The 20,485-nt window shown below is 65.6% G+C and carries 18 protein-coding genes and 1 tRNA gene; 13 read left to right on the forward strand and 6 right to left on the reverse strand.

The window, feature by feature from the left end; genetic code table 11:
- Positions 1-100 precede the first annotated feature (100 nt).
- On the forward strand, positions 101-1,150 hold the full coding sequence (locus tag D4765_RS15085; RefSeq protein ID WP_136643148.1) for a lipoate-protein ligase LplAB: 1,050 nt from the start codon (positions 101-103) through the stop codon (positions 1,148-1,150).
- A gap of 23 nt (positions 1,151-1,173) precedes the next feature.
- On the opposite strand, the gene D4765_RS15090 is transcribed toward D4765_RS15085, so the two are convergent.
- Both D4765_RS15090 and D4765_RS15095 read right to left on the reverse strand, forming a co-directional pair.
- Complete coding sequence (locus D4765_RS15090; RefSeq protein WP_136643149.1) at positions 1,174-1,596, reverse strand: VOC family protein; 423 nt, start codon at positions 1,594-1,596, stop codon at positions 1,174-1,176.
- A gap of 92 nt (positions 1,597-1,688) precedes the next feature.
- Positions 1,689-1,976, reverse strand: coding sequence for a GNAT family N-acetyltransferase (locus D4765_RS15095; protein ID WP_136643150.1), 288 nt, complete (start codon positions 1,974-1,976; stop codon positions 1,689-1,691).
- 71 nt (positions 1,977-2,047) lie between these two features.
- Between D4765_RS15095 and D4765_RS15100 the strand changes: the two genes are divergently transcribed.
- Entirely contained in the window at positions 2,048-2,974 is a 927-nt protein-coding gene (locus D4765_RS15100; RefSeq protein WP_136643151.1) for a DNA-methyltransferase, read from the forward strand.
- On the opposite strand, the gene D4765_RS15105 is transcribed toward D4765_RS15100, so the two are convergent.
- Positions 2,965-4,803: an MDR family MFS transporter gene (locus D4765_RS15105; RefSeq protein ID WP_136643177.1), complete on the reverse strand. Its 1,839-nt coding sequence runs from the start codon at positions 4,801-4,803 to the stop codon at positions 2,965-2,967. The two genes, D4765_RS15100 and D4765_RS15105, sit on opposite strands and share 10 nt — an antisense overlap.
- Before the next feature lie 204 nt (positions 4,804-5,007).
- On the opposite strand from D4765_RS15105, the gene D4765_RS15110 reads away from it, so the two are divergent.
- Both D4765_RS15110 and D4765_RS15115 read left to right on the forward strand, forming a co-directional pair.
- Positions 5,008-5,901 (forward strand): amidase domain-containing protein, encoded by an 894-nt coding sequence (locus D4765_RS15110; protein ID WP_136643152.1) that lies wholly within the window; start codon positions 5,008-5,010, stop codon positions 5,899-5,901.
- A gap of 115 nt (positions 5,902-6,016) precedes the next feature.
- Complete coding sequence (locus D4765_RS15115) at positions 6,017-6,982, forward strand: M15 family metallopeptidase (RefSeq protein ID WP_237280475.1); 966 nt, start codon at positions 6,017-6,019, stop codon at positions 6,980-6,982.
- Between the two features lie 136 nt (positions 6,983-7,118).
- Here the strand turns inward: D4765_RS15115 and pgm are convergent, their stop codons facing one another.
- A complete protein-coding gene (gene pgm, locus D4765_RS15120) occupies positions 7,119-8,744 on the reverse strand; it encodes a phosphoglucomutase (alpha-D-glucose-1,6-bisphosphate-dependent) (protein ID WP_136643153.1) in 1,626 nt (541 codons plus the stop codon).
- Between the two features lie 187 nt (positions 8,745-8,931).
- Here pgm and D4765_RS15125 point away from each other — a divergent pair, with 187 nt between their 5' ends.
- The gene (locus tag D4765_RS15125) at positions 8,932-9,288 is read left to right on the forward strand and encodes a hypothetical protein (RefSeq protein ID WP_136643154.1); all 357 of its coding nucleotides are present in this window, start codon (positions 8,932-8,934) and stop codon (positions 9,286-9,288) included.
- Between the two features lie 19 nt (positions 9,289-9,307).
- Positions 9,308-10,312: a prephenate dehydratase gene (gene pheA, locus D4765_RS15130; protein WP_136643155.1), complete on the forward strand. Its 1,005-nt coding sequence runs from the start codon at positions 9,308-9,310 to the stop codon at positions 10,310-10,312.
- A 155-nt stretch (positions 10,313-10,467) separates the two neighbouring features.
- Here pheA and D4765_RS15135 read toward each other — a convergent pair whose 3' ends face one another.
- Positions 10,468-11,565 carry a diacylglycerol/lipid kinase family protein gene (locus D4765_RS15135; RefSeq protein ID WP_237280476.1) on the reverse strand — a complete coding sequence of 366 codons (1,098 nt, stop codon included), beginning with the start codon at positions 11,563-11,565 and terminating at the stop codon, positions 10,468-10,470.
- Positions 11,566-11,600: 35 nt separating this feature from the next.
- Here D4765_RS15135 and serS point away from each other — a divergent pair, with 35 nt between their 5' ends.
- The 6 genes from serS to D4765_RS19045 all read left to right on the forward strand — a co-directional run bounded on the left by serS (position 11,601) and on the right by D4765_RS19045 (position 19,157).
- Positions 11,601-12,878, forward strand: coding sequence for a serine--tRNA ligase (gene serS / locus D4765_RS15140; RefSeq protein WP_136643156.1), 1,278 nt, complete (start codon positions 11,601-11,603; stop codon positions 12,876-12,878).
- Positions 12,875-13,723, forward strand: a complete 849-nt coding sequence (locus D4765_RS15145; RefSeq protein ID WP_237280477.1) for an HAD family hydrolase — start codon at positions 12,875-12,877, stop codon at positions 13,721-13,723. Before serS ends, D4765_RS15145 begins: the two co-directional genes overlap by 4 nt.
- A 176-nt stretch (positions 13,724-13,899) precedes the next feature.
- The gene (locus D4765_RS15150) at positions 13,900-15,348 is read left to right on the forward strand and encodes an SMP-30/gluconolactonase/LRE family protein (protein WP_136643157.1); all 1,449 of its coding nucleotides are present in this window, start codon (positions 13,900-13,902) and stop codon (positions 15,346-15,348) included.
- A gap of 322 nt (positions 15,349-15,670) precedes the next feature.
- On the forward strand, positions 15,671-17,191 hold the full coding sequence (locus tag D4765_RS15155) for an NHL repeat-containing protein (protein ID WP_161580457.1): 1,521 nt from the start codon (positions 15,671-15,673) through the stop codon (positions 17,189-17,191).
- A gap of 138 nt (positions 17,192-17,329) precedes the next feature.
- Positions 17,330-19,024, forward strand: a complete 1,695-nt coding sequence (locus D4765_RS15160) for a putative Ig domain-containing protein (protein ID WP_136643159.1) — start codon at positions 17,330-17,332, stop codon at positions 19,022-19,024.
- Positions 19,025-19,072: 48 nt separating this feature from the next.
- A tRNA-Ser gene (locus tag D4765_RS19045) sits at positions 19,073-19,157 on the forward strand.
- 100 nt (positions 19,158-19,257) lie between these two features.
- On the opposite strand, the gene D4765_RS20180 is transcribed toward D4765_RS19045, so the two are convergent.
- Positions 19,258-19,713: a MarR family winged helix-turn-helix transcriptional regulator gene (locus D4765_RS20180; RefSeq protein ID WP_136643160.1), complete on the reverse strand. Its 456-nt coding sequence runs from the start codon at positions 19,711-19,713 to the stop codon at positions 19,258-19,260.
- 143 nt (positions 19,714-19,856) lie between these two features.
- Between D4765_RS20180 and D4765_RS20185 the strand changes: the two genes are divergently transcribed.
- Positions 19,857-20,420, forward strand: a complete 564-nt coding sequence (locus D4765_RS20185; RefSeq protein WP_136643161.1) for a YbhB/YbcL family Raf kinase inhibitor-like protein — start codon at positions 19,857-19,859, stop codon at positions 20,418-20,420.
- Positions 20,421-20,485: the final 65 nt, after the last annotated feature.

A 20,485-nucleotide genomic window follows, 5' to 3' on the forward strand; every position in this document is an offset into this window, starting at 1 on the left:
CGCCCACCCCGCCCACCACGATCGAGTTTCCCCAGATTGTCGCTTGGTTCGGGCCGTGCCGACAGGGTGGGGAAACTCGATGGCCGCGTAGGCTTCAGGCATGCATGGTGAATACAAGGTTCCGGGCGGCAAGCTCGTGGTGGTTGATCTCGACGTGGTCGACGGGCGGTTCTCGAACTTCCGGCTCGCGGGCGACTTCTTCCTCGAGCCCGACAGCGCGCTCGGCGACATCGACGCGGCCGTCAACGGGCTCGCGGCCGACAGCGAGGCGGCCACCATCGCCGCGGCCATCAAAGCCGCACTGCCGAAAGAGGCCACCCTGCTCGGGTTCTCACCCGAGGCGGTGGCGGTGGCCATCCGGCGTTCCCTGGCAAAAGCCACGAGTTGGCGCGACTACGACTGGCAACTGATTCACTCGAAGGCCGTCGCGCCTGTCATGCAGATGGCGCTCGACGAGGTACTCGCCGTCGAGGTGGGCGAGGGTCGTCGCCAGCCGACGCTGCGCATCTGGGAGTGGGATTCACCGGCCGTTGTCATCGGCAGCTTTCAGTCGCTGAAGAACGAGGTCGACCCCGACAATGCCGCGAAGTTCGGATTCGACGTGGTGCGCCGGGTCAGCGGTGGCGGCGCCATGTTCATGGAGGCCGGCTCGGTTGTCACCTACTCGATCTACGCCCCGGCCGACCTCGTGCAGGGGCTCAGCTTCGCCGACTCGTACGCGTTTCTCGACGAGTGGGTGATCGTGGCGCTGAAGTCGCTCGGCATCGATGCGTCGTACGTTCCGCTCAACGACATCGCGAGCCCCTCCGGCAAGATCGGCGGCGCCGCGCAGAAGCGGCTCGGCAACGGCGCGGTGCTCCACCACGTCACCATGAGCTACGACATCGACGGCGAGAAGATGGTGCAGGTGCTGCGCATCGGCCGCGAGAAGATGAGCGACAAGGGCACGAAATCGGCCGCCAAACGGGTCGACCCGCTGCGCAGCCAGACCGGGCTCACCCGCGCCGAGATCATCGAGCGCATGAAGGCCACCTTCACGTCGCTCTACGGCGCCACCGCCGGCGATGTGACCGACGACGAGTACGCCAAAGCCGAGCAGCTCGTGCACGACAAGTTCGGCACCCGCGAGTGGATCGAGCGCGTGCCCTGAGTCACGCTGCCGGAGCCTCCCGGCTACTCGGCGGGCGGGCCGTTCTGCTGGGCCGCTGGGTCCATCCAGGTGATCTGCCACCCGTTGCCGTCGGGGTCTTCGATGTCGCGGGCGTACATGAACCCGAAGTCCTGGGGGTCGCCGGGAACCGAGCCCCCGGCATCCAGGGCCGTCGCAGCGAGCGCGTCGACCTCGTCTCGCGTCTCGACTCCAAGCGCGTGCAGGGCCTGTGTGTGGGTCTTCGGGTCGACGAGCTCCCGGTCGGTGAGGTTGCCGAAACGCGACTTCGCGAGCAGCATCACGTAGATCGTGTCAGACAGCACGATGCAGGCAGATGACTCGTCGCTGAAGTTCGGGTTCACGGTGTACCCGAGGGCGGTGTAGAACGCCTTCGAGACTTCGAGATCAGCAACCGGTACGGTGACGAAAATGTTTGTGGTACTCATGCCTCCACAGTGAACCAGACGCGCCGCGAGAAGGGAAGTACGAGTTCTGGGCCCGCGCCGCCTGCTGGCGGCCGGCGAGAGCGCGCGGCGGGTCAGCCGCGCTCTTCGAGCTCGTGGTACTCGGCGTGGGCGTCGATGAAGTCGACCACGAAGGGGCACTGTGCGACGAGCTTCAGGCCGGAGCCCGTGCGTACGTCGTCGAGGGCCCCCGCGATGAGGGTGCTGGCGAGGCCTTCGTCGCGGTGGGCGGGGTCGACCTCAGTGTGCGTGAAGACGATCGCGTTGCCGGTGAGGCGGTAGTCGGCGAAACCTGCTTCGCGGCCGTCGACGAGCAGAACGTAACGGTTCTGGGAGGTTCTGTGCTGCAATTCGGTGCTCATGGTCTGATCGACGGTACGCCCTGTGGCGTCGCCGGGCGACCGCGTTGCGGTGGGGCTGCCACAATGAGAGGATGCCCGCCCCCTCCGCCCCCGAAGAAGACGGTCTCGGCGACGGCGACGGCGACGGCGACCGCGACGGTGCCGCGCCGCTGGGCCGGGTGATCCTCGCCGACAACCTCGAGCTGCTTCCGACGCTCGCCAGCGGGTCTGCCACGGTGATCTATCTCGATCCGCCGTTCAACACCGGGCGCGTGCAGCGGCGTCAGGGCACGACGGCGGTTCGGGCATCCGCCGGTACCGGGTCGATCACCGGGTTCAAGGGCAACAGCTACACGCGCATCAAGGGTGACCTGCTGCGCTACGACGATGCGTTCGAGAACTACTGGGAGTTTCTCGAACCCCGCCTACTCGAAGCCTGGCGCCTGCTCGCCGACGACGGAACCCTGTACCTCCACCTCGACTACCGCGAGGCGCACTACGCGAAAGTGCTGCTCGACGCGCTGTTCGGGCGCGAGAGCTTTCTGAATGAAATCATCTGGGCGTACGACTACGGTGCGAAGGCGAAGACGCGCTGGCCGACGAAGCACGACACCATTCTGGTGTACGTGAAGAACCCCGACACCTACTACTTCGACTCGGCGACGGTCGACCGCGAGCCGTACATGGCACCGGGGCTCGTGACGCCTGAGCGCGCGGCGCGCGGCAAGCTGCCGACGGATGTCTGGTGGCACACGATCGTGTCGCCGACGGGCAAAGAGAAGACCGGTTACCCCACACAGAAGCCCGAGGGCGTGATCAGGCGCATCGTTCAGGCCTCGTCGCGCGAGGGCGATCTGGTGATCGACTTCTTCGCCGGCAGCGGAACCACCGGCGCCGTGGCCGCGAAGCTCGGGCGGCGGTTTCTGCTGGTCGACCAGAACCCGGAGGCGATCGCCGTCATGCGGCGCCGCCTCCCGGCCGGTACGTCGTTCGAAGAGGGCGTGCCCGCTCAGCCGTGACGCGGGCCGCTGGGCTTCGTGGTGCTGTCGGTGCCCTCGGCGCTGGTGGTGGCATCGGTGCCGGGGGTGGCATCCAGGACTGGGGCGGCGCGGAGGGTATCGGCCACCGTAGCCGAGGGCTCACGCTCGCCGTCAGACGTGCCGGGCTCGATCAGGGCACCCATGGTGTTGGCCGCCGAGAGCGCTTCGGCCGCGAGAGCGTCGTCGCGGGCATCCAGATCGCTCGCCTCCTGCAGCGCAGACTTCTGGCGAAGCGGCGTGGCCTTCAGGAACAGGCTCAGCACGAACGCAACCGTGATCACCGCGAGGGTGATCCAGAACACCGAAGCGATGGCGTTCGAGAACCCGTCGAGGAACGGGTAGGCGAGCGCCCGCGTCGAGTTGTTCAGGAACGACGTGTCGCCGTCGAGCGCGTTGGAGATCGCAGAGGGGTCGTTCGACTGCAGAAGGCCCAGGATGGTCTTGTTCGCGGGGTTCGCGAGCACCGTCGGGTCGGCCAGCGCCGCCTTCAGGTTGGCCGTGTTGGTGGGGTCGGCGAACGCGTCGCCGATGGTGTTCGGCAGGCGCGTGAAGATGAACGAGAACACGACGGCGGTGCCCAGGGTTCCACCGATCTGGCGGAAGAACGTCGACGCACTCGTCGCCACCCCGATGTCACGCGGGCCCACAGCGTTCTGCGACGCGATGGTGAGCGTCTGCATCATCTGGCCGAGCCCGAGGCCGATGAAGAACATCGACATCATGACGTACCAGAGCGGCCGGTCGACCGTGAGGAAGGTCATCAGAACGAAGCCCACAGCCATGAACAGCGTGCCGGTGATGGGAAAGATGCGGTACTTGCCGGTGCGGGCGATGAGCTGGCCGCTGACGATCGACGCGATCATGAGGCCGAGAATCATCGGCAGCATCAGGAAGCCCGACTCGGTGGGCGTTGCGCCCTGAACGAGCTGCAGGTACAGCGGCACGGTCAGGAGCGCGCCGAACATGCCGAAACCGACCAGCACGCCGAGCACGGTGGCCACCGAGAACGTGGAGTTCTTGAACAGCTTCAGCGGAATCAGTGCGTCGTCGCCCATGCGGCTCTCGACGAAGATGAACGCCACGATGCCGGCCGCCGAGAGAACGTAGCAAGCCCAGGCGCCGGCCGAGAACCAGCCCCATTCGCGGCCCTGTTCGGCGATGAGCAAGAGCGGGACGAGCGCGAGGATGACCGTGGCCGCCCCCCACCAGTCAATACGTACGGCGCGCTTCGTGTGCGGCAGGTGCAGAAACTTCAGTACCACGGCGAGGGCGACGACGCCGATGGGAATGTTGATGAGAAACACCCAGCGCCAGCCGGTGATGAACAGAATCTCGTGCGAACCCGAGAGCAGGCCGCCGATGAGCGGGCCGATGACGCTGGCGATGCCGAACGTGGCCAGGAAGTAGCCCTGGTATTTGGCGCGCTGGCGGGGGGCGAGCATGTCGCCCATGATGGTGAGCGGCAGGGCCATGAGGCCACCGGCACCGAGGCCCTGAATGCCGCGGAAGACCGCGAGCTCGTACATCGAGGTGGCGAGGCCGGCGAGCAGTGAGCCGATCAAGAAGACACTGATGGCGATGATGAACAGCGGGCGACGGCCGAAGATGTCGCTGAGCTTGCCGTAGATGGGCGTGCTGATGGTCGACAGAATCAGGTAGGCCGTGGTCACCCATGCCTGCAACGCGAGGCCGTTCAGGTCGTCGGCGATGGTTCTGATCGACGTGCCCACGATGGTCTGGTCGAGGGCCGACAGGAACATGCCTGCCATGAGGGCGAAGATGATGACCAGAATCTGGCGGTGCGTCATGACGCCGCCGGCATCTTTGATCGACTGTGCTCGGGCCTGGCCCGTCGAGAGGGTGCGTGACATGATTTCCTGATCTGGAAAAGCGGCTGCGGTGGAGGTCGCGCAGAAAATTGCGGAGAGTGCAAAGTTACACCCGACGAAAGTTCGGTGCAAGCCGTAGGTCTCTCCAAGGCAATTGATAAGAAAATATGTTCGTCTTGATCAATGCCTACACGTCGTTCCTTTCTTTTTCTTGCGGTTGGCACCGGTCTGATGGCGGTCGCCGGATGCACGGCGATCAGTGCCGTGGGCGAAGAGTCACACGCCGGCGCTGCGTCACCCAGCCCGAGCCCCACCCTCACACCGAATCCGCTTGTTACCGACGCAAGCGTGGCGAGCGGATCCCTGGTGGGCGGAACCACTGTCACCCTGACCGGGTCAGACCTGGCCGGTGTGGTGAGTGTTCTCGTGGGCACCGTCGGTGCGGCATCCCTGACCAGCACCGGCGACGGCCAGGTGACCTTCGTGACGCCCGCAGCCATCGACTACCAGCCCGCGAATGCCATGATCACGCTCACCAAAGCCGACGGAACGACGGTCGACACGGGTAAGGAGTTCACGTATGAGGCGGTCACGTCGGTCGACAAGCAAATGCAGTACGCCTTCACCTACTGGCAGAACTACAACCTCGACGCCTGGGGCAAGTTCTCCGACAACGACTGCGGCAACTTCGTGAACCAGACGCTGGTGGCGCGGGGCTGGGCGCAGAACGACGACTGGTACAGCGACTACGCGACGACCGGCGACTACAGCTTCAGCTGGATCCGTGGCAACGAGATGGACGACTATCTCGCCTCCCGCACCGATACCCACCGCCTCGAACTGGCCGACCGCGCAAAACTGAAGCCCGGCGACGTGGCGATGTTCGACTGGGACCCGCAGAACGACAACGGGGTCGACCACACGATGGTGGTCTCGGCCGTCATCGCCAATCCCGACGGATCGACCTCGATCAAACTCGTGGGCCACACCCTCGACGCGCAGTACCGCGACCTCGACCAGGCCATCACGGTCGACAACCCGGGCGGAACGGCGCACTTCTACAGCATCAGCGACTGAGTCGCGCGGCGCAGCTCTTCATCTGACACGAATTGTGGGCGTCTGAAGGGCGCATGCCAGGTTGTCGTAGCCAGTATTCGGCTACCCGTTCACTGCGCGGCAATACACTTGGCGAGTGTCAACCGATCTGCCCCCCGACCTGCCCCCGCAGAAGAGGTTCAGGCAACCGCGCTCGGGGAGCCGCGAGACTCCGCCGCCAGCTCCGGATGACCGGGCCCGGGCCCTCCGCGCGCGCCGGGTCGTGGCTGCCTCCCTCATCGTCATCATTCTGGCGGCGCTCATCATCGTGACCGTGGTCGTGGTGAAGATCGCGGCGCCGACCGCCCTGGCGCTGGTGTCGGGTTCGCCGTCGCCGAGCGCGAGCGCGTCGGGGCTCACGTCAACGGCGCCCTCGCCCTCGCCGAGCGCGAGCCCGGCCCCGGGCATCCTGCCGACCACGCCCGCTGCGGCGCCCGGCTTCGACAAGACGCGGTACTCGCTCGACGACCCCACGAGTCTCTGGGTGGTCGTGAACAAGCAGCGGGCCATCGCCGGCGCGGCGGATTTCGTGCCGCCGAACCTCGAAGCCATTCCGGCGGAGATGAAGAACCCGTTCGGGCAGTCGCTTCGCACTGACACGGTCGACGCGCTGGCCGCGATGTTCGCTGCCGACAAGACCGAGGCCGGCACCACGCTCATCGCGCAGAGCGGCTACCGCTCGTACAGCACCCAGGTGAGCTCGTACCAGTACTACGTGAACCAAGACGGCGTCGCGGGCGCCGACCAGACCAGCGCCCGGCCCGGTTTCAGCGAGCACCAGACCGGCCTCGCCATCGACATCCTCGACACGACCAGCGGATGCACGACCGATTACCCGTGCTTCGGCAAGAGCACCTCGGGGCAGTGGTTGGCCGCGAACGCGTACCGATTCGGCTTCATCTTGCGCTACCCGGCCGACAAGACGGCGGTCACCGGTTACGAGTACGAGCCCTGGCACTTCCGGTACGTGGGCACGGCCCTCGCAACCGAGATGCACGCCAAGGGGGTCGAGACCCTCGAAGAGTTCTTCGGGCTCCCCGCCGCCCCCGGCTACGCCGGCTGACGCTGGCTACGCCGGCCGCAGCCGCAGCCACAGCTGCACCCCACCTGCTCGGGTTGCACGTTTACTCCGTCGACTCGGCGAAGTTTGCGGGTGTCACGGCCCCGCACCCACAAACTTTGCCGAGTGGATGCTGCGGTCAGGCGCCGAGGGCGCCGTCGACGATGCGCTTGGCCTCGGCCTGCACCTCTTTGAGGTGCTTGGGGCCGAGGAAGGATTCGGCGTAGATCTTGTAGACGTCTTCGGTGCCGGAGGGACGCGCGGCGAACCAGGCGTGGTCGGTGGTGACCTTCACGCCGCCCACGGCCGCGTCGTTGCCCGGAGCTCGGCTGAGCTTCGCGGTGATGGGCTCGCCGGCGAGGGTGTCGGCGGGAATGTCGTCGCCATCGAGCTTGCCGAGCTGGGCTTTCTGCGCCTTCGTGGCCGCGGCATCCACTCGCTCGTAGACCGGGTCGCCGAACTTCTCGACCAGGTCGGCGTAGTGCTGCGAGGGCGTTTTGCCGGTCACCGCGAGAATCTCCGAGGCGAGCAGGGCGAGGATGATGCCGTCTTTGTCGGTGGTCCATACGCTGCCGTCGAACCGCAGGAACGACGCGCCGGCCGACTCCTCGCCGCCGAACGCCACGCTGCCGTCGATGAGCCCGGGCACGAACCACTTGAAGCCCACCGGCACCTCCCAGAGGCGGCGCCCGAGCGATGCGGCGACCCGGTCGATCATGGTGCTCGAGACCAGGGTCTTGCCGATGGCGGCGTCTGCTCGCCAGCCCGTACGGTGCGTGTACAGGTACTGGATGGCCACGGCAAGGTAGTGGTTGGGGTTCATGATGCCCGAGTCGGGCGTGACGATGCCGTGCCGGTCCGCATCCGCATCGTTGCCGGTTGAAATGTCATAGGCGTCTTTGTTGGCGACAAGTGAGGCCATGGCGTAGGGCGACGAGCAGTCCATGCGGATCTTGCCGTCCCAGTCGAGCGTCATGAACGCCCACTGCGGGTCGACGACAGTGTTGACGACGTCGAGGTTGAGGCCGTAGCGCTCGCCGATCAGCTCCCAGTACTCGACGCTCGCGCCGCCCAGCGGGTCAGCGCCGATGTGGATGCCCGACTCGGCGATCTTCGTCATGTCGATGACCCGCGACAGGTCGCTCACATAGTTCTCGCGAAAATCGTACGTATCGGTGGGCTGGGCCTCGCCCCGCAGCACGTCGACGAGGCCGGCCGCGATGATGTCGTTCGCGCGGTTCGCGATCCAGCTCGTTGCGTCGGAATCGGCCGGGCCGCCGTGTGGCGGGTTGTACTTGAAGCCGCCGTCGCGCGGGGGGTTGTGGCTCGGGGTGATGACGATGCCGTCGGCCTGGTCGCTGTGGCCGGCCTCGGCGTGGTTGTAGCGGAGGATCGCGTGCGAGACCGCGGGCGTGGGGGTGTACGAGCCGCGGGAGTCGGTCCACACCGTCACTCCGTTCGCGCTCAGCACCTCGAGCGCGGTGTCTTCGGCGGGCTTCGACAGCCCGTGCGTGTCGCGCCCGATGAACAGCGGGCCGGTGATGCCCTGCACGGCACGGTACTCCACGATGGCCTGCGTGATGGCCAGGATGTGGTTCTCGTTGAAGGCGGTGTCAAGCGATGACCCGCGGTGCCCGCTCGTACCGAAGATGACCTTCTGCTCGGGGTTCGTCACGTCGGGCGTGAGCTCGTAGTACGCCCCCACGAGAGCGTCGATGTCGACCAGGTCTTCGGGGAGGGCCTGCAGCCCGGCGCGCTCGTTCATGTGTCCAGTCTGGCACCTCGGCGGGCGTCTTCTGTAGTACTTGCGCGGGGGTTCGGGAGGGGTTTCAGCGTTGGAAACCCGGGTGCAGAGAATTCGGGAATCGGCGTAATGGAATGGGGGTCACGCACTCTCTTCTCTGTGGAGGCACACTTCGTGCCACCGAAATCGATCAGAAGAAGGATCCACCATGAACAAGCCAACAAGCCGTGCCCGCCGGTTCGCCGCAGTGGGCTTCGCCGTACTCTCGCTCGCGGGGGTGTTCGCCGTCGGCGGCGCATCGGCGGCGAACGCGCAGGGTGCCATTGCGTGCGCGCGCAATTCAGAGGGAATCTGCCACGGGTACGGCTCGAGCGGCGGCGGCGACCCGTGGGTCGCAAACCTGTTCTACTCGGTCGACATAGTGGGCTATGACCACATCTACGCGCGCTCAGATGGTTCGCAGGTCACCTCCGCGTACGCCGTCAACCTGTCGCACAACCTGCACTACCGCACGTGCTTCCCCGCCACGAGAGGTAAATCGAGCATCGCCATCTGCCAGGAGTGATCGCAGTAGGCTCAACTGCATGTCAGCAGCGCCCGAAGAAGCCATCGAAGAAGCCGTAGCCGTAGCCGCCGCCTCGCAGAGCATCGCCGAAGTACCCGAGATCTACAGCTATCTCGGCCCCACCGGCACGTTCACCGAGGCGGCGCTCGCACAGGTTCCCGAGGCGGTCGGCAAGGTGTGGCGGAGCGTCAACAACGTGGGCGAGGCGCTCGACGATGTGACAAGTGGGCGGAGCGTCGCGGCGATGATCGCCATCGAGAACTCGGTCGAGGGCGGCGTGAGTGCCACCCAAGACGCGCTGGCGAACATCCCGAACCTGCGCATCATCGGCGAATACCTGGTGAAGGTGCAGTTCGCGCTGGTGGCCCGGCCCGGCATCGAGCTGAAAGACGTGCACGTGGTGAACGCGCATCCGGTGGCGTATGCGCAGTGCCGCAACTGGCTCGAGGCGAACCTGCCGACGCACGGGCACATTCCGTCGACATCGAATGTGGCCAGTGCGTTGGCGTTGTTCGACAGCGACCTCGCCGACGCTGCCATCGCGCCCCCGCGCATCGTCGAGCACCACGATCTGCGGGTGCTCGCCGAGAACGTGGGCGACAACCAGAACGCCGTGACGCGGTTCGTGCTCGTGAGCCGCGCCGCCCGGCTGCCAGAGCCCACCGGGGCCGACAAGACCAGCCTCATCGTCGAGCTGCCCGAAGATCGCTCGGGCGCGCTGCTCGAGATGCTCGAACAGTTCTCGACGCGCGGGGTGAACCTGAGCCTGCTGCAGTCGCGGCCCATCGGCGACGCGCTCGGCCGCTACCGGTTCGTCATCGACGCCGACGGCCATGTTCTGGATGAACGTGTCGCCGACGCCCTGCTCGGGCTTCGACGGTTCAGCCCGAACGTCATCTTTCTCGGGTCGTACCCGCGCGCCGACCGCGCTCCGGTGGAGTACATCGAGCGTTACGACGACGAGGTGTTCATCGAGGCGCGCGACTGGTTGCGCTCGCTCATTGCGGGCGAGCCGCAGGGCTGAGCGCGGGGCGCCTGCCGTCCCGTCCCGCCCTGTCCCGACCCCTGCCGTCCCGTCCCGCCCCGTTCCGCGACCGAGTTTCCCCGGACTGTCGCCCGGGCTTGCGGGCGCCGACAAGCTGGGGCAACTCGATTCGGGCGGCGGCGGCGGACCGAGAGCTAGACGCGCACCATGAGGGCGGCGGGGTCGATCCAGACGTGGATCTGCGACGCCCGCCCGAACTCATCACCGTCGAGCTGGATCTCCTGCGGCTCGTCGAGGTCGAGGCGCAGGTCGGTTCCCTGCCGGTAGATGACATCGTTGACGTCGGGCGAGAGCTCGATGATCTTGCGGCCGGCGGCAGACTTGGCGAGAACTCCGTTCTCGATGGCGACCTTGTTCCACGCCCTGATCCAGCCGAAGGGCCCCTTGGGCCGCAGCGCCATGAAGTCGAGTACGCCATCGTCGGGTCGGGCATCCGGAATCAGCAGCAAACCACCCGGCAGGAGCCCGCAATTGCCGGCCATCACCGAGTGCGACGAGACGCTGCGCCATTCTTCGTTGTCGATCGACACCTTCATGGTGATGGCGTGCAGTTCGGGGATGGCGCGAAGGCCGCCGTCAACATAAGCCAGCCAGCCGACAGCCTTTTTGAGCTTCGAGTTGGTGTTCGCAATCATTTTGGCGTCGATTCCGAGGCCTGCAATCACGAGGAAGACGTGCGTGGAGACGGGTTCGTCGGGCGCCGTGTCGCCGGCGGGCGGCTCGTTCTCCGACGACTCGCCGCGGGCGATATCGGCCTCGGGGCTCGGCACCGGCCGGTAGATGTCGATCAGCCCGACGTCGATGGCACGGTCGTAGCCGGTGAACATGAGCTGGATGCCCTCGTCGAAGTTCATCGTCATGTCGAGGTTGCGCGCCAACAGGTTGCCGGTGCCCGAGGGAAGAAGCGCCAGTGGCACCCCCGTTCCGCGGAGCGCCTCGGCCACGGCCCGCACGGTTCCGTCACCCCCGGCGGCCATCACCACGTCGGCCCCGGCCAGCACCGCTTCGCCGGTGAGGATCTGCCCCGCGTCATCCACCGTGGTCTCGTACCAGAGCGTCTCGCCCCAGCCCGCTGCCGCCGCGCGCTCGGCAACGGCACTGCGCAGGTGCTCTTCGTCGACCTTGATCGGGTTGTACACCACTGCCGCGTGCTTCACGCCCGCACTGCCCTGATCGGCGCTGCCCTCGTCGGAACTGCCCTGCTCTGCTCTGCCCTGCTCTCTGACGGCCACAAGACACAGGGTATGGCATCGCTAAGATTGTGCAGGTGATCGATCCAGTACTCTTGCGCGAAAACCCCGACACCATTAGGCGCTCCCAGGCCGCGAGGGGCGCGTCGACCGAGCTCGTCGACGAGGCATTGGCCGCCGACTCCGAGCGCCGCGCGGCCATCACCGAGTTCGAGAACCTGCGACAGGCGCAGAACAGTTTCGGCAAGCAGGTTGCGAAGGCCGCCCCGGCCGACAAGAAGGCGCTGGTAGCCGAAGCCCAGTCGATGGCCGCGGGCGTGAAGCTCGCCAACGAGCGGGTTCAGGATGCCCAGGCCGAGTTCGACCGCCTCGTCGGATCCATCGCGAACCCCATCATCGACGGCGTTCCGGCCGGCGGCGAAGAGAACTTCGTCACTCTGCGCGAGGTCGGCACCCGGCCCGAGTTCGACTTCGAGCCGCGCGACCACGTCGAGCTAGGCGAGCTGCTCGGCGCCTTCGATCTGCAGCGCGGAGCCAAGGTCAGCGGCGCGCGCTTCTACTTTCTCACCGGCATCGGCGCCCGCCTCGAGCTCGCGCTCATGAACCTCGCACTGCAGAAGGCGCTCGACTACGGCTTCACGCCCATGATCACGCCCACCCTCGTGCGCCCCGAGATCATGCGCGGCACCGGTTTTCTGAACGAGCACGCCGACGAGATCTACTACCTTCCGGCCGACGACCTGTACCTCACCGGTACGAGCGAGGTGGCGCTCGCGGGGTTCCACGCCGACGAGATTCTCGACCTCACCGACGGACCCTACCGGTACGCCGGTTGGTCGACGTGCTACCGCCGTGAGGCCGGTTCTGGCGGAAAAGACACCCGGGGCATCCTGCGCGTTCACCAGTTCAACAAGCTTGAGATGTTCACATATGTACTGCCCGAAGAGGCAGAAGCCGAACATCTGCGTCTCGTCGGCTACCAAGAGGAGCTGCTCACCTCGCTCGGCCTCAGCTACCGCGTCATCGACGTGGCCGCGGGCGACCTCGGCTCGTCTGCCGCGCGCAAGTACGACATCGAGGCGTGGGTTCCCACGCAGGGCACTTTTCGCGAGCTCACCTCGACGTCGAACTGCACCACATACCAGGCACGGCGACTGGATGCCCGGTACCGCACCGAATCGGGCAAAACCGCTCCCGTCGCCACCCTGAACGGCACCCTCGCCACCACGCGCTGGATCGTGGCGCTGCTCGAGACCCACCAGCAGGCCGACGGATCGGTCGTGGTTCCCGAGGTGCTCCGCCCGTACCTCGGCGGCCTCGAGGTCATGACCCCGCTGAACGGGCGGCGGCCGTGAGTGCGGCGGCTTCGGTCGGCGCTGGCTCCGCCGGGCATCCGGTGACCGATCGCTGGCTCGTCGCGCTCGACATCGACGGCACGATTCTGCACGAAGACGGCTCGATCGCCGAGGCCGTCATCGACCAGGTCGCCCGCCTCACCGGGCTCGGTCACGAGGTCATGCTCGCCACCGGGCGTTCGGTTGCCGCGACCCTGCCCGTGCTCGACCTGCTCGGCATCACGCCCACCTACGTAGTGTGCTCGAACGGCGCCATCACCCTGCAGCGCGACACCGACGCGCCCCTCGGCTACCGCCGCGAGATCGTCGAGACCTTCAACCCGGGCGCCGTGCTCACCCAGATTCACCAGCACCTCGCCAGCGCGCACTACGCCGTCGAAGACGAAGAGGGCTACTTTCGCTACACCGGCGACTTTCCGAGCGGCTCGATGGGCGTCGGCGGCGAGCAGGTCAGCTTCGAAGACCTGCTCGAGATCGACGCCACCCGCGTCGTGGTCATCTCGCCCGGGCACGACATGGAAGACTTTCTCGCCATCGTCGAGACCATGGGCCTGCACCGCGTCTCGTACTCTGTCGGCTGGACCGCCTGGCTCGACATCGCCCCCGACGGCGTCAACAAGTCGACCTCGCTCGAGCGGGTGCGGGCGCTCCTCGACATCCCTGCCTCCCGCGTTCTGGCGGCCGGCGATGGGCGCAACGACATCGAGATGCTGCTCTGGGCCGGCGTTTCGGGCCGGGCTGTGGCCATGGGGCAGGCGCCCGATGACGTGCTCGCCGTCGCCACCGAGGTCACCGGAACGATCTATGACGACGGCTTGGCGCAGGCGTTGGCGCGGTTGGTGTAGTCGCTCCCGCACCAGTCGGTTCTGCGCAACGAGGGTTGAGGTTTGCTCGATACATGAGCTAAGCTCACCGATGACCTGAAGTCTCCAGTGACTTTGACACGGGTCGACACTCGAAAGGTTTCATCGTGCGTAAACGCTCCCTTCTCGCTGGCTCTGCTGTGGCAGTGCTGGTATGCATGTGCACCGCAACCGCGGCGACTGCGACCCAGGTCGTCATCGATCCTCTCGTTTCGCTCGGTGCAGGCTCCGTTCCGCGCAGCATCGCGGTGGGGCCCAACGGGGAGTTCTACACGGCGAACTATGGCGCTGGCACGGTGACCGGGTTCAATGCATCCGGTGCATCGCTGAACAATGCGACGATTTCGTTGGGCGGCGGCGCCGCGCCGAGAGCCATTGCCCGTGACAGCTTCGGTGCCCTCTGGATAGCAGATGCGGGCACCGCATCGGTTTCGCGGTACGTGCCAGGCGAGCCGAGCGCGTCGACGTACTCGCTTGGTGGAACCCGAGCCCCTGGGGCGGTCGCAGTCGACCACTCCAGCACCGCGTCTGCAGACACTGTCTATGCGGCTGACTCGGTTGGCAACTCCATTTGGGAGGTGACCCAGTCGGGCGGTTTGATATCACCCATCTCACAGTTCGCAACCCTTGCCGCGGGCGCCTTGCCGAAAGGTATCGTCACCGATTCGATGGGCAACGTCTACACGGCCAACTCGGGAACAAGCACCGTCTCGAAGATCACCCCGGGGGGAGTGGTTACCGACAAATTCGCCGAATTCTCGCCCGGGGACGGGCCGGATGCGATCACTATTGACAGCCACGGCATTCTGTATGTGGCTAACTACGTGGCGGGAACGGTCGCGAAGGTCGACTCGACCAAGCCCGCGGGTGCGAACGTGGTTGGCACTTTCACCCTGGCTCCAGACGCTCACCCGCTGGGAATCACGGTCGATATGCATGACAACGTCTACGTCAGTAATTCGGGCCCGAACACCGTGAGCATGATTCCGGCTGGCAGCAACAGCTCGCCCCTGACGATCTTGACTCTCCCGAACAACGCAGGGGCGTCTGGCATTGTAGTTTCGTCGACCAACACGCTATTGGTCACCGGGTTCGGCAACAACACCGTCACATCACTCGACCTGTCGACGAGCATCACGACGACTTCGCTGACGAGTGCAACTGTCGGCAAGGCATTCACGCAGACCATCACGGCGACGGGTGTCGACCCCATCACCTTCGCCTCGACTGACCTGCCGTCATGGCTCACACTCTCCGCCGACGGCACGCTGAGCGGCACGCCGACGGCCGATGGCGCTTACTCCTTCTCGGTTACGGCTACCGGTCCCACCGGCTCAAGCATTTCGAAGAACTACACCATCGAAGTGGCAGCCGTGAACACCGGGGGTGGTACCGGCGGTACTGGGGCACCCGCGGGTGGAACGGGCGCCGGTAGCGGAAATGGCGCTGGCACAGGCGGTAGTGGCGCGACTGCGACTCTGGCCCACACGGGAACATCGGGCCCGACGCTCGCCGGTTTCGCCGGCACCGCAGCCGCCATCATGGCTATCGGCCTTGCCTTGACTTCATTTCGCCGTCGGCTCTCCCTGCAGCGCAACTCGCGCTGACTGAGGCGCTGGGTCCGCCTGCTTCCGGGCCCAGCGTGCCCCACGCGATTCTGCTTACCGCATGAATGCCGCCCCCGGCTCGACGGCGCACCACGACCCTGTGCTCGAATGACAACCCGCGCATTTCTCTGTGGCCACCGAGGTCACCGGAACGATCTATGACGACGGTCAGGCGCAGGCGCGGTTGGCGTAGCGCTCCTCGGTCGTCTTCTCGCGGCCTTCTTGCTGAATTGCCGCCGACTCGGCTGAGGTTCGTCTTTCTACACGGGCTCCGGATGATCGGTATGGCGCTTCATCGTAATACTGAGTTATGCTCATCCTCATGAAACTTCTGCCCTTACTTACAGTGCCCCTCGTCTGCCTCGCCGTTCTGGGCGCTGCCGGATCAGCCTTCGGCGCCTCCGCGCAGCCGGTCGTGACCGACCCTCTCGTCACGGTTGGCGCGACAGCCCAACCGCGGGCGATCATCGCGGGCCCGAATGGGGAGTTCTATACCGCCAACTTCGGCGTTCCTTCGGTGACCGCGTTCGCGGGAGACGGCGGAGCCATTCCGGGCGACTCGTTCTCTGTTCCCGACGCAAGCTTTAGTAGCGTCGTTCGTAATAGCGCTGGTTTTCTCTATGCGGCAGATGTGGCGAACGGTAACATCGACGTTTTCGTGCCCGGAATCGGCGTGGGGGTCCATTCGGTAGGAGCCGGCCACTACCCCGTGGCGATGGCGATAGCACCATCGAACACGATCTATTCGGTCAACCAGGGTTCGAGCAGTACCGTGACCAGAATTGCGGCTGATGGAACCGGGACCCCGCTCTACGCATCCCTTGCGCCCGGGGCGAACCCCAAAGGCATCGTCACCGACGCCGCTGGCAATATCTACACGGCGAATTCTGGTGACAACTCGGTCTCGAAGATTGATACAACTGGAGCCACTCTCGTTGTCACGTACAGCATTGCTGGGCTTGGTTTGGGTGCGGCGCCTGACGCGATTGCCATCGATTCGCACGGCATTCTGTATGTGGCAAATTTCGGTGGTGACTCGGTGACCGCCATCGACCCGAGCATTACGACCGGGTCGGCGATCGTCGCGACGTTCCCGCTTGGTGCTGGCGCAAAGCCGTCGGGCCTGGTCGTCGATTCGCATGACAATGTGTTTGTGGCCGACTCGGGCACCGCGTCGATCAGCGAGATCGCTGCGGGTTCCATCAATACCGCTGACGTCGTCCATACCTATACCGCCGCGGGTGCGAAGCCCTGGGCGCTCACCGTCTCGTCAGACAACAGGCTGCTGGTTGCCGATACCACGCTCGGCACCGTTTCGGCCCTCGATCTCAGCACCGTGGTCACGACGACCACGCTTGGCTCGCTCACCGTCGGTACGCCGTTCACCGGCTCGCTGGCCGCTACCGGCCTCGGTGCCGTTGTGTTCACCAGCACCAATGCGCCCTCATGGCTGACTGTCACGCGTGACGGGCAGCTCAGCGGAACCCCGCCCACCGCCGGAACCTTCTCGTTTGCCGTGACCGCACGCACCCCGAACGGCGTCAGTGCCGCGCAGACGGTTACCTACACCGTCGCGGCGGCAGCGACGACCGGCACCCCGACACCCACTCCCACCCCGACCGCAACAACCTCGGGCACCACCATCGGCTCCGGTGGCGGCACGGGTGGCGCAGGAAGCGCCAGCGGTAACGGTGGAACGTCGACCGGCTCGAACTCGTCGCGCACCCTCGCGAGTACCGGCGCCGACGCCTCACGCGCCGTAGCGTTCGGCGGCGGAGCCCTCGCGCTCCTCGCGGCAGGTGGGGCCGTCATGGCACTCCGCCGCCGCCGTCACTCCGTATAGGGCATCGCAGCGATACGCGGCACTCCAGCTCCCGCGTGTCGCTGTGTCAAACCCGAGAAAACCTCAGAACCAGAGATATGCTCACCCTCATCGGGGGGTCGACAGATATCAGAGCAGTCAAGTTCAGGGGTTTCCACTATGAATCGCAGATCATTGTTTTCCATTCCCGCCATCACGGCGCTGGTCGCACTCGGGTCGGTGGCCGCAGCCGCCAGTCCGATGGGTGGCGTCAGTGAACAGCCAAGAAGGGTCGCGCCAAGCGCGGCCCTTCTTGCGTATGTGGGGTCAGGCGCGTCGCCGCGGGCGATCGTCTCAACCGGGGGAGGTGGGTTCGTCACGGCCGATTACGCCACCAACGCCCTCAGCTTCTTCGGGGCCGACGGCACCCCGAACACAGTGGTCGGGGTGGGCGGTGTTGTCGGCCTGGGTGCCGACGCGCATCCGAAATCCGTCACCCGCACCGACGACGGAACGTTCTACACCGCGAACTGGGGCGCCCACAGCATCAGCCGGTTCCAGCCCGGCAGCGATTCAGCGCCGACGACGTTTGACCTGAAGCCGGGCACGAACCCCGCGGCACTCACCCACGACACGGCGGGCAACATCTTCTCGGCGAACACCATCGGTGACTCCGTCACCCAACTCGCCCCGGGTGGCGGCCTCACCGTGACCTTCGCCAGACTCGCAAACCTGTCGTGGCCAACCGACATCGTGGCCGACAATCACGGCAACCTCTTCACCGCGAATTCTGGCACCGACACCGTCTCGAAGATCACCGGCACGGGCGTCGTGACCGACCGATTCGCCGTACTCGATCCCTGGTCGCGCCCGACGGCCCTCGCCATCACCCCCGACGGCATGCTCTTCGTCGCCAACGCCGGCGAGAACATCGTGACCGAGTTCGACACCGCTGCCTCCGCGCCCGCCGCCGGCCTCAACACCTTCGCACTGCCCGACGGGTGCAGTCCCACCACCCTCATCTCCGACGCGCGCGGCAACATCTTCGTCGCCTGCCCGTCTACCCGAAGCGTCAGCATGATCCCCGCCGGTGCCTCCAGTGCCAGCTTGCCCGACACCATCCTCACCCTCCCTGCGTCGGTCGGCCTCGCGGGGCTGACCCTCACCCCCGACGGCACCCTGCTCGTCGTCGCCCCCGACCAATCGGCCGTCTACGCTCTGCCCCTCGCCCCCGTCATGACCACCTCAGAATTGCCCGCGGCCACCGTCGGCACCCACTACGAAACCACCGTCTCTGCGAACGGGGTCGGTACCCTGTCGTTCACTGCTCCGGATGCCCTCCCGGCCGGCCTCGGCCTCGACGCCTCATCCGGAGTCATCTCGGGCACCCCCGCCCTCGCCACCACCTCGACGTTCACCGTGGTCGCCTCGAACCCCGTGGCGGCGTCAGCCCCGCAGCACTTCACCCTCACGGTGAACGCGGCCGCGGGCATCCAGACACCCACACCCACACCCACATCGACAGCACCCGCTGGCCCGACCGGAGCAGCAACCCCGCCGCCAACACCCACCCCGTCGTCGGCCGGAGGCGGGGCCACTCCTGCCCCTTCGTCAACGTCAGGCACGGCTCCTTCTGGCGGAGCCGGAGCCCGAGCTGATGCAGATGCAGGCACGATCACAGGCGCAAGCGTCGCGACCCGCGACCGCGTTCTCACGGCCGCAGACGGCGCTGCCTCGGCCACCGCAACATCAGCTCTCGCCGGCACCGGGGCCAACGTGCTCATCACCGCCGTCGGTATCGCGCTCGCCGCGGCCCTGCTGGTGCTCGGGATGCTCGCACTCGTCTCCCGCGCACGCCGCCGCCGAATCGGCTAGCATTGTGGCTTGTTCGCTTGCCGGCGCTTCGGTGCCAGCGGTGAGCTTGGAGGGCTGTCCGAGTGGCCGATGGAGCCAGTCTTGAAAACTGGTGGGCAGAAATGTCTCGTGAGTTCGAATCTCACGCCCTCCGCAGAAAAAATACCTGGTCAGAGAAAGATCTGTGCTGTTCGGGCCAACTCGGTTCGGGGGAGTGGTCGCGACGCCTCGAGTGCCGGTCACCGAAACGGCCTCTAGGACTCCGCAACTCTATTGAGTAGTTCGAAAGCGTGCGCAATGACTCTCTGATCTTCAGGACTGAAGTTCTCGAGCTGAGCGTCGAGCCAGGCATTTCGCTGCGCACTGTTCGCGAGAGCGACTTCGGCACCCGCAGCGGTCGCAGTGAAGAGTACTTTTCTGCGATCGTTCGGGTCTGGCGATCGCACGGCATAACCAGCAGAGGTGAGCCTGTTCACGCTTTGAGTCATAGAAGCAGGGGCGACTTGAGCCATCTCGCTCAACTCGGTCAAGGTGCGTGGGCCGTGCTTGTGTAGATACGTCAGAACTTCGAGCGCGGTGTCTCCGAGCGCTCCATCAACTCGTTCACTTCGGAAACGTCGATAGAGGCGTCCGATAGTTGAGCGCACAGTGGCGCTCAGATCGGCTGTCGCGGCGCTATCCGAAAGGTGTCTTGTATCCATTTTCATCATTCATTAGTGTAACTAAATGAATACCTTTAGTATAACTAAAAAGCCGCAACTTGGTACGGGTGGTGGACCTATCATTGCGGCGGCAATCGCGAGCACTATGCCTCCTTGATTCGCCACTAGACGCACAGAAAGAAGAAGAGCCCATGATCAATCCCGTTGGACGCGCACTTCGCAATCGACGGGCGGGACACCACACTCTTGTTTGGGCACAACCAGATGTCCAAGCACCGGAGAACTTCACCCTAACCAGTCCCGCGTTCGAGTATGGGAGTCCCATACCTGAGCACCATCGTGGCCGGATATTTGCGGCGAACATCTCACCAGCACTCACCTGGACAACGCCTCCCGCCGGAACGGAAGAACTCGTTTTGATAGTGCAGGATCCGGATGTTCCGGGAAAGCGCCCAGCCACTCACGACCTGACGGTTGGCATTGACCCGTCACTCAAAGCAATTCCTGAAAACGCTCTGACGAACCCGAGCCCACTTAGTGGCGTGCGACATGGCAAGGGCCCGCTCGGTCGACTCGGCTGGGCAGGCCCCGCGCCGATCCCATCTCACGGGCCGCATTCCTACGTTTTTCAGATGTTTGCTCTCAATCGGCGCACGACCCTGACCGAGAAATTCACGTTGGCCGAGTTACGGGATGCGATGGCAGGACACCTGGTCGGCCGAGCGCGACTCGACGGAACCTACGAAATTCGGTGACACGGAGCCCAGGAATCTCCAACGGGCACAAGCACGTTCCCAGGTTTGACTCCTAGATTCCACGT

The organism is Subtercola vilae, assembly GCF_004923255.1.
GTDB classification, from domain to species: Bacteria; Actinomycetota; Actinomycetes; order Actinomycetales; family Microbacteriaceae; genus Subtercola; species Subtercola vilae.

Coding starts and splice junctions, on each gene's coding strand:
- D4765_RS15125 (WP_136643154.1), top strand. CDS start 8,932: ATGAACAAGCCAACAAGCCGTGCCCGCCGGTTCGCCGCAGTGGGCTTC.
- pheA (WP_136643155.1), top strand. CDS start 9,308: ATGTCAGCAGCGCCCGAAGAAGCCATCGAAGAAGCCGTAGCCGTAGCC.
- D4765_RS15155 (WP_161580457.1), top strand. CDS start 15,671: ATGAAACTTCTGCCCTTACTTACAGTGCCCCTCGTCTGCCTCGCCGTT.
- D4765_RS15090 (WP_136643149.1), bottom strand. CDS start 1,596: ATGAGTACCACAAACATTTTCGTCACCGTACCGGTTGCTGATCTCGAA.
- D4765_RS15095 (WP_136643150.1), bottom strand. CDS start 1,976: ATGAGCACCGAATTGCAGCACAGAACCTCCCAGAACCGTTACGTTCTG.
- D4765_RS15105 (WP_136643177.1), bottom strand. CDS start 4,803: ATGACGCACCGCCAGATTCTGGTCATCATCTTCGCCCTCATGGCAGGC.
- D4765_RS15100 (WP_136643151.1), top strand. CDS start 2,048: ATGCCCGCCCCCTCCGCCCCCGAAGAAGACGGTCTCGGCGACGGCGAC.
- pgm (WP_136643153.1), bottom strand. CDS start 8,744: ATGAACGAGCGCGCCGGGCTGCAGGCCCTCCCCGAAGACCTGGTCGAC.
- D4765_RS15110 (WP_136643152.1), top strand. CDS start 5,008: ATGCCTACACGTCGTTCCTTTCTTTTTCTTGCGGTTGGCACCGGTCTG.
- D4765_RS15085 (WP_136643148.1), top strand. CDS start 101: ATGCATGGTGAATACAAGGTTCCGGGCGGCAAGCTCGTGGTGGTTGAT.
- D4765_RS15150 (WP_136643157.1), top strand. CDS start 13,900: ATGTGCACCGCAACCGCGGCGACTGCGACCCAGGTCGTCATCGATCCT.
- D4765_RS20180 (WP_136643160.1), bottom strand. CDS start 19,713: ATGATGAAAATGGATACAAGACACCTTTCGGATAGCGCCGCGACAGCC.
- D4765_RS20185 (WP_136643161.1), top strand. CDS start 19,857: ATGATCAATCCCGTTGGACGCGCACTTCGCAATCGACGGGCGGGACAC.
- D4765_RS15160 (WP_136643159.1), top strand. CDS start 17,330: ATGAATCGCAGATCATTGTTTTCCATTCCCGCCATCACGGCGCTGGTC.